At 61.8% G+C, this 8,191-nt stretch carries 6 protein-coding genes; all 6 read right to left on the bottom strand.

The genetic code is table 11. The annotated features are described in order from the left end of the window. Positions 1-506 precede the first annotated feature (506 nt). The 6 genes from ABD115_RS11080 to ABD115_RS11055 are packed head-to-tail and all read right to left on the bottom strand — an operon-like array spanning position 507 to position 8,151. Positions 507-782, bottom strand: coding sequence for a hypothetical protein (locus ABD115_RS11080; protein ID WP_343960824.1), 276 nt, complete (start codon positions 780-782; stop codon positions 507-509). A gap of 19 nt (positions 783-801) precedes the next feature. Further along, a complete protein-coding gene (locus tag ABD115_RS11075) occupies positions 802-2,577 on the bottom strand; it encodes a hypothetical protein (protein ID WP_343960823.1) in 1,776 nt (591 codons plus the stop codon). Further along, positions 2,574-3,665, bottom strand: coding sequence for a hypothetical protein (locus tag ABD115_RS11070; RefSeq protein ID WP_343960822.1), 1,092 nt, complete (start codon positions 3,663-3,665; stop codon positions 2,574-2,576). Before ABD115_RS11070 ends, ABD115_RS11075 begins: the two co-directional genes overlap by 4 nt. Before the next feature lie 9 nt (positions 3,666-3,674). Then, on the bottom strand, positions 3,675-4,730 hold the full coding sequence (locus ABD115_RS11065) for a hypothetical protein (RefSeq protein WP_343960820.1): 1,056 nt from the start codon (positions 4,728-4,730) through the stop codon (positions 3,675-3,677). A 57-nt stretch (positions 4,731-4,787) separates the two neighbouring features. Then, the gene (locus tag ABD115_RS11060) at positions 4,788-5,642 is read right to left on the bottom strand and encodes a hypothetical protein (RefSeq protein ID WP_343960819.1); all 855 of its coding nucleotides are present in this window, start codon (positions 5,640-5,642) and stop codon (positions 4,788-4,790) included. After that, on the bottom strand, positions 5,626-8,151 hold the full coding sequence (locus ABD115_RS11055) for a tape measure protein (RefSeq protein WP_343960818.1): 2,526 nt from the start codon (positions 8,149-8,151) through the stop codon (positions 5,626-5,628). The genes ABD115_RS11060 and ABD115_RS11055 overlap by 17 nt, the downstream gene beginning before the upstream one ends. Positions 8,152-8,191 lie beyond the last annotated feature (40 nt).

Below are 8,191 nucleotides of genomic sequence, written 5' to 3'. Positions count from 1 at the left end.
CGCAATCTCACGAGCAGTAGGCATGTCATCTCCTCCATAAGCAATCGGGCGCAAGAAACCAAGCAACCCGGAAGTGGTAAGCCAGGCAACCCGTGTCGCACCAGCAGCAGAAGACGCGCTCCCGCGATCATTCTGCGAAACAACCTCGATCTGGCCAGGCCGAGTACGCCCAGTCGCAACCGCCACATGCGAATCAGGGAAAGCGGCAGAGCACGCCCAGATCACCGCGTCACCCTCCTGCACAGCAGCATCCCGCCCCACCCGGACGAAGAGCTTCTCAATCCCGGGGCGGGCAGGAAACGCAAGCCACAGTGACGATGCAAGCCCAGAATCACGGCCAGCATCCCCACTCGTCGACGCCTCAAAAGCAGTTGCCCCATGGCAGCGCATCGCATAATCAGCCCACAAGTCCCAGCACTGGGCCCCGTAGGCGCCATCGATGTCGATCAGTTTCCCGACCGCCCACGACCGCCACTGAGTAAACGACCACGTCTTCACACCAGCCATCACTCCACCTCCGGCCCGGTGAGTGCGTGTACCGCATCACGGATCATTTGGTCAGTGATTGCTGATTCGTTCATCCCCGGGTGCTCGTCGCCCTCAGCGACTGCGCGCCCGTACGCCGCAGACCATCCTGGACGCACTGAAAAGGCCCACTTGTTCGCGTACACCCACCCCTCGAGTGGGCCATCAACCGGTGCGCCCTCCGCCACGAGGCAGGCAATGATTCGCCGGTGCAGCTCTGCATCATCTGAAAGGTTCGCCTGAATGAGATAGGACATGAGTTCTGGCTCCTTCGGTTCAGCTCGTGAGGACTATTTCCTCGACTGTTAGTTGGTTTGGGCCGGTCGCGTTGGGGGCCACCGTGATGCTCCCGCTCCCGGCGGCCCGGAGCACGTACAGCACCAGCGAGTGCGACCCAGCAGAGAGATCCTTCGTTACCCCAATGTTGTGGGTTTGCGTGGTACCGGTGCCGGCCGAGTTGGCTTGCTTTGTCCACTCAGCGATCACGGCTCCGTTGTTACGGAGGCGAATCGCTAGCACGTCTGCCATGTTGTTGGAGTAAGCGCGCACCATCGCTGTGACACGCACCTGGGCGGGTTCGGGCAGAGCGAACTGGACGGACATCTTGGGCACCATCGCTTCGTTCACGATGCCGCCCAGCGAGTCAGATTCTGTTGACGCGAGGCGGTGCAGTCTTTCGACTGCGATCTGCTTCCCCACAAGTGTTGCTGGGCGTTGTTTCATGTCGACTGGGCCGTTGAGCACGATGCCCCCAGGGCTGGCGATCTCTGCCTTTCCCGCACTGGACAAAAAGTACAGGTCCCCTGCAGTTCGTGCTGAAATCTGGCGAGTTGCAGAAATTTCAATGCCCGACCCTGGGGAGCTGATCGACGAAAACGGGCCAAGAGAGGGGGAGTCTTCAACCCCCAAGTAGAGCCGGGCGGCACCTCGCACCAAGTCGATTGACGCTCCGTCCCTCTCAGAAGGGGGACGGATTCTTGCGAACCCAAGGTCGATGTTCGCAGCACGCCAGGTGGCTCCTCCGCGAAGATCGAAGCCACCATCCCCGGCAGAGAGAACTCCCGTCTCCAGACCATCCGCATTAAACGTTCGGAGGCCAAGAACATCCAACTGCACTCGTTGCCCACTGGGGGCGGTGCGGATCAGGGCGCCCGTGATGGTCATGCCGTCAATCGCGGTCGCAGCGAGCTTCGCGGTGGTGATCGCGCCGGCGGCGATCTTGTCCGCAATGATGGCGCCGGCCGCGATCTTTTCTGCGGTGACGGCCAAAGCGGATAGCTTGTCGGTGGAAACCGCGCCAGCGTTGATCTTCTCAGCGGTGACCGCGTTCGCGGCGATCTTTACCGCTGTGACCGCCCCTGCGGCAAGCTCCGCTGCGGTGATTGCGAGCGCTTTGATCTGCGCTGCTGTCACCGACTTGGCGACAAGACGGTCGCCCGCGAGGGCGCCGTAGGTGCCGGAGCCGATCGCAACCTGCGGTATCGCTGTCTCATCGAACGGCCGATTCACCCACCCGAATGAGGTGAGTTCCCACATGCGAAGCACACGGCCGGCACTGTCGCGCACATACCAGATCGCCCCCACGGGTTTCCCTGCCGCATCCGAAGCCTCGGGGTCGGTGACCGCCCATGATGGCGCGGCGCCTTCTGCAAGCTCTGTCGCAGCAAGAGCATCAGCGACGGCTTGTGCGGCCTCGGCAGACGCGGCCGCCGCGTCGGCGACTGCCTGCGCAGCTTCCGACCGGGCAAGCCCTGCAGCCGCGAGCGCTGCTTCTGCCTCAGCGAGAGCTTCCTGCACCTGCCCCGCGAGGGGGCCAAGCTCAGCCTCGAGCTGCTCTGCGAGTTCTTTCGCATACTTCGAATCAGTCGCAGCCTGCACACCCTGGGACACCCCCGCCGTGAGCGGCACATCAATTGACACAGGCCCGTCGTCACTATCCACCGTGATCGGGATCGAAGAAGCGGTGAGCTGACGCACCCTTGACAGAGACGCGACTTGCTCCTTCAGTCGATGAATCTCACGCGCAAGTGCTTTCACGTCCGGATCAGTCATACGCGCCTCACCTCGATCTCTGCGCCGCCCTCTGGCAGCCATGTCCACGCCACAATTCGGTGCCAGCCCTGGTAGTCGCCCAGATGCGGTTGCACGGTCTGGATGAGGATTTCATCACCGAGCTGCCATGCCCCGATAGGGGCGTTGGGATGATCCCGAACACGGATCGAATCGACTCCAGGGGCTGGGGCGATCGAGGCGTATTCATCGGCGATGATGCGGTCGAGGCGAGCCGCTGACTTCACATCTTTCGCCTCGACTACCCGGGTTCGGCGGAGCCGGTGTGACACCTTCCCCATGGATCGGCGGAGTGCCAGTTTTCCTTCACCTGCCCCGATGCCGAGAACCTCAGAAGCCCACACGTCACCACTGCCCTCAAGGGGCACTACGGAGGTGATGTTGTCTCCCTGGATGAAGTCCAGGTCGTGCCTGCGCCTACCGGCTTTGGGGTAGTGGATGCGAATCTCATGCAGCACGTCCGACTGGTCAGCATTCCAAGACGAGTGCGTGGTGAAGTCGAACGGGGTGTCTGCTGCGAGTGAGTCGAGCTCTCGCCCCACGTCGGTCGCGTCTGCTTCGGAGATCCGGTACGGCCCAGCAGTGAAAGACACGTGCTCGCCGGCGCCGGTGGTGAAATCCACAGTACGTTCATCGGTTCCGATGCGCACAGGAGTCTCACCCACGACGGTGACCCTACGGTTCCCGTCCTGGTAAGACTGGACGTGCGCCCACAGGTCACGGAACACCTGCGCCGGGTCGACCTGGATGAGTGACCAATCTACTCGCGCAACAAGGCCAGCCGGGTAGCCGGCGACGCCTCGGCATTCAACTTTCAGGCGGGCACCAACATAGTCGACACGCTCCACATCCCAAGACCCCCGGATCAGGCCGTCCTGCTCGAGGTGGATGATGGTGCCCCATTCGTCAATGACCGGGTGCCCGTCCCAAGCGATCGCTTCGCCCACATCAGGTGCAAGATACCCGTCGAGCCCTCCCGGGCCGGACAGCTCCCACGTCGGTGAGGCGTCAACGAGGGGGATGTCTGTGTGGACGAACTCCCCGGACGGGCGTTGAGCCAGATAGCGCATGCGCTCCTCCTACGCTAGATTCGCGGCGATGAGTTGCTCCACAAAGGTGATGCGGCACCCCAGTCCGCCTTGTGAGTTCATCCACACCGACCCAGCCCCTGGGCTGTTGCCGTATCCCGCTTTGAACGCAAACGTGGCACGCTTTCCGCGGAGCTTCTCGGCGATGGGAACAGTGTCCATGAGGAGCCAATTCGTCGTCTTCTCGTCCGCCGTCAGTGGTGCGTTGAACGAAAAGTGCTGTGTCGCAAACTCGAACTGCTGCTTGTTCGGCCAGGTGTGTGGACGGTACTCGTCTCCGAACTCAAGCCAATAGTCACCAAACGGGTTGCGGTTTGCCCCGTAGTAGATGCTGAGCCAGGAGGCATCGATCACCGCGTAGGCAGCCCATTCAGGAATGACTACCTGGAACTCGTTTGCAACGCCGCCTCCGCCGGGGAAAAACTCGCCTCCAGTCCCAACAGATGCTGTCAGGTTTCGTTCGGGGGTGTCGTCGGCGGCAATGCGGGGGCGGGCGAAGACGGACTCTTCCCGCCGAGGGCTTGCCACTGTCGCGAGGGGAGTGACCATCGCGTCGGTCACGGTGCCAGTCGACGCTGGCAGATCAACCCGTGCGAGCGTGACCGCGGAATCTGCTTCATGCCCAGGCACATCCTGCACGCGGGTCACCGAAACGTTCACCCCAGACACAACGTCGAGGCGAATGTAAGGCCCCTCGACGGGTGAGTCAGGTGTTTGGCCCCCGTACTGGGGATCATCGACCCGGAACACGATGAGGTCTGACCTGCCCCCACCAGACCCAGTCGCCGCGATCGGCACAGTCACCGCTGCACCCACACGGCCGACGTAGGCCTGCCCGCCACCCCCGGAGCCCCGGTTCAGGATCCCCGCAGCACCTGGCAGCACCTGCACTGCACCGCCAGGGACAGGCAGCGCGCGAACGATCAGATCCCCAGCACGGGCAAGGCCTTCCTTCCCACCAATCGCTTGATATGCGAGCGTGCGCGCCACCTCAGCGGAGTGCTCCGCCGGCGCTTGAATAAACCACGGCACAGGATCAACAGCCACAAGAGCCTCCAAACAACAAAAGCCCCAGGAAAGGGGCCAAAAACAAGAGAGAAAGAGTTAGAACGCGGCGTGCGCTTCACGCCACAAGATCAGGGCAGAAGCCGTGCCCGTGATGTCAGTACCTCGTAGCTGCACGCTATGAAACCCAGGGGACAAGGTCACGTCCCGGAGCCTGGATGAAGACGGCATCAACATGCCAGCGACCGGGCGCCCGTTCAGGCTGAGCGACCGCACCCACGGGCGAGTGTCCACCGTCAACGTTTCGTCGTAGGCGAGCGTGCCCCGCACCCTCACCACCCACCCGTCACCATGCAGCGACGGGTTCGTGATCGGGCCACGAAACACGATGACCGGGTATGCGGGCTCCTCACCCCCGACAGTGAAGCCTTGCGCGTTCTGCGCGGCCCCCTGAATTGTGAGCGGTTCCACAAGCGGAGCCACCAAACCGCGCCCTAGCGGGGGCACGAGCGACACCAGCGCACTCCCCGAAGCACCGAACCAGAGGTCAGAAACTGACTCAAAGTCGGCATCCACCGTGATGTGGTCATGCTTCTCGTTGTCCCGGTTAGGGGAGAACCGGCGTGGCCGACCAAATGTTGACCGCCCGCTAGGGGAGCGAAGCTCAACTGTTTTCCCGCCAACGTTTCGGTGCGAGGGTGCGCGCCAGAAGTGACGCAACTCGCCAAGAAGGTCAGCGACAGGCTTCCCCTGTTCGGGGCGCAGCGATAAGTCAAAGCTCACCGTCTGCGCCCCGTAGAAGTCTTCGCCCATCACGATGCCATCGGCGCGGGGGAGTGATTGGTCGTCGGTTTCGATCTCGACAGTGCCCACCTCTGGTGGGCGAGTCAGGCCGATGCCTTCGAATTTGCAGGTCAGCATGAGCTGCTTGTCCCCGTCATCGAGAACCCACATATTTTCCCCCTCGCCCGAGTGCGCGCAGAGCGTGCGTGACTGTCCCTACGTCGGAATGCAGATTGCCGGAGGAGACGAATTGCACGTTCCCGCCGATGAGCGGCGTGTCAGCTGATTGCTGCTGCACAACAAACACCTGCGGTTGCAACATCGACTCGGTGAGCTGGCCCCGGTTGATGGCTTTCAACAGGGGCCTGTTGAGTGACGCGTACGGCTCTTGGATGACTTCTTCGCCAGCGGAGAGGTCCACGTTGACCGAGTCAGACTTCGCAGTCCCCACACCCCACACGGTGCCGCCACGGACGCCACCACCGAAGCCGACAGTGTCACCATTCGCGTAGCCCGGGATGGTGCCGCCCTGGGCTAACCCGACCGTTCCGCCGTTCGCCTTTCCTGACCCATACTTCTTCTTCAGACCTTCCTCGCTGTACACGAGGGTTTCCATGGTGCGGATCTCTGTCTTCACCACAGAAGGGATCAGGCTGAGCTTGTACGCGACCGAGTCAATCTTCTGCTCCGCTTCCGCCGCGCCCTGCAACAGCACCTGGATCTGTTTCGAATCCGGTACCGCGAGGAGCTTGTCAGTGAGCTTCTGCGCCTCCTGCGCGTTCCCTGTCAGCGCGAGCGCGGTGTCATAGATCTGCTTCCGGCCAGCATTGAGACGTGCAGCGAAGTTATCCGCCGCCGCAGCAGCACCAAGCGTTTTCGACTCGAGGTCAAACTGTGCTTGAGCGTCCTTCTCCACATCTGCGGCATGGTCGGCCAGCATCGCCCGGTTCGACGCGCCAGCAAGGGTTGACCCATCAAGCGATCGGGAGTACCCGTCCACGCCGGCCTGCGCGTTCGCGACGTACTCCTGCAGCTTCGAGAACGACTTCTGCAACGAAGCGTTGGTCTGCTCCGCAGACTGCCCAAGCCCATTCAGCTCGCTGTACGTCTCCAGCAATGCCCTGAGGGAAGCTTCAAGCTCCTGCGACTGAGACGACGCATCGGCGAACGATGCAGATGCCCTGTCGACGCTACCCGCTGCAGCCCCCGTCGCTTCATCAGTTTCAGCAGTCGCCTCGGCGAGCTCGTTGTGACGCACCTTCGCTTCGGAGAGAACCTTATTGCTCCCATCAAGCGCACCATTGAGCACACCAAGATCTTTGAACCACCGGTCGTTTCCTTCGATGTTCTCAAGACGGAAATCGGTGTCGTTGTAGAACCGGCTGATCCGATCAGTGACCTTCTCGACTGCGTCAGCGTTTCCAAGCCAAGCCTCGGTCATATCCGACGCGCTAATGCCGAGACGCTTTGCCGCTGAGAGCACCCCGTCTTGCTGGAGCTGGTTCGCAGCCCAAGCCTTCGAGTTTGCGGTGATCGCTCCCGTGGATTCGTCGAGTGTCTCGGAGAGCTCACGCGCTTGGGAAGACAGCTTTGCGTTTTCGATCGCAAGAACCGTGACGACAGCGGCTGCAGCAGCGAGCGCAATGCCCCAGGGCCCAGTCAGGAAATTCGTGACCTGAGCCAACCCACCCTTGGCGATGCCAGACACCCCTCCAAGTGCTGCTAGCGCGTCCTTGAACTCGAGAATCCTTGGCAGAGCAAGCATGAACGTGCCTGCTGCAAGCGCCCCTCCGCCGGCAAGCCCTGTGAGCGCAGAAACTGTGCCCTTCACCGGGCCGGGGAGAGCTTCAAAAGCTCGCATCGCGTCAGCAGCCCAGTTGAGGAGATCTACGAGGGCGCCGCCGCCATTCGGATCCACCAACGGTCGGGCGAGCTCCGAAGCGAAATCGCGCCAAGCAGCCTTCACACGATCCATCGCCCCGGAGAACGTGTTCTTCACATTCGCGGCCGCTCCACCGAACTTCGACTGCATGCCAGCCGCGAGCGCATCAAGCGCCTTATCCGCGTCGAGCGTGCCCGCGGTAATGTCTTGCCGGATCTGGGCTCCGGTCTTGCCAATCTGAGAACCGATCAGCTCCGCAGCGTTGATGCCCCGCTGACCGAACTGCATCAAGTCCTGCCCAGTGATCTTCGATGCCGCCGAAATCTGAGACATGATGAATGCAATCTCGGTGATCTGCTGGTTCGAACCGCCCATCGCAGCAACAGAGTTTTGCACTGAATCGAGGTAAGGGATCACCTTCGACGTCTCGATGCCGAAAGCCAGCATCTGCTGCTGAGCGGAGATAAAAGTCTGCTTCGAGAATGGCGAGTTACGGGCGAAGGCGTCCAGCTTGTCCATCTGCGCGTTCGCGGCCTGAGCCGAGCCGAGCAGCGTCGACAAAGCGGCACGCGTTGTCTGCTGGAGCGTGTTGTACTCGATGCCCGTCTTCAGGGCTGCGATACCGACACCAGTGACAGCAACCCCAACAGCGGTCAGGCCTGCCCCGACCGTTGACCACTCTTGCCTCTGTGAGCGCGCAGACTCATGCATCTTCGTCTTGGCCTCGGAAGCCGCGTCGCGCAGCGCCCCAAACCCTTTAACTGCTCCAGACGCATCGGCGTCAAGCTTGATCTTCACAATCCGATCGGCCAATGGAATTCACCCCACAAAAGAGAAA

The sequence above is a fragment of the Leucobacter albus genome (genome assembly GCF_039528015.1).
Lineage (GTDB): Bacteria > Actinomycetota > Actinomycetes > Actinomycetales > Microbacteriaceae > Leucobacter > Leucobacter albus.
Note: the sequence above shows the minus strand (reverse complement) of the source record. Positions and strands in the feature narration are given on the sequence as shown.

What these genes read in the sequence shown, in the direction of transcription:
- ABD115_RS11070 (WP_343960822.1), bottom strand. Translation starts at nt 3,665, where the DNA reads ATGCGCTATCTGGCTCAACGCCCGTCCGGGGAGTTCGTCCACACAGAC.
- ABD115_RS11060 (WP_343960819.1), bottom strand. Translation starts at nt 5,642, where the DNA reads ATGTGGGTTCTCGATGACGGGGACAAGCAGCTCATGCTGACCTGCAAA.
- ABD115_RS11080 (WP_343960824.1), bottom strand. Translation starts at nt 782, where the DNA reads ATGTCCTATCTCATTCAGGCGAACCTTTCAGATGATGCAGAGCTGCAC.
- ABD115_RS11075 (WP_343960823.1), bottom strand. Translation starts at nt 2,577, where the DNA reads ATGACTGATCCGGACGTGAAAGCACTTGCGCGTGAGATTCATCGACTG.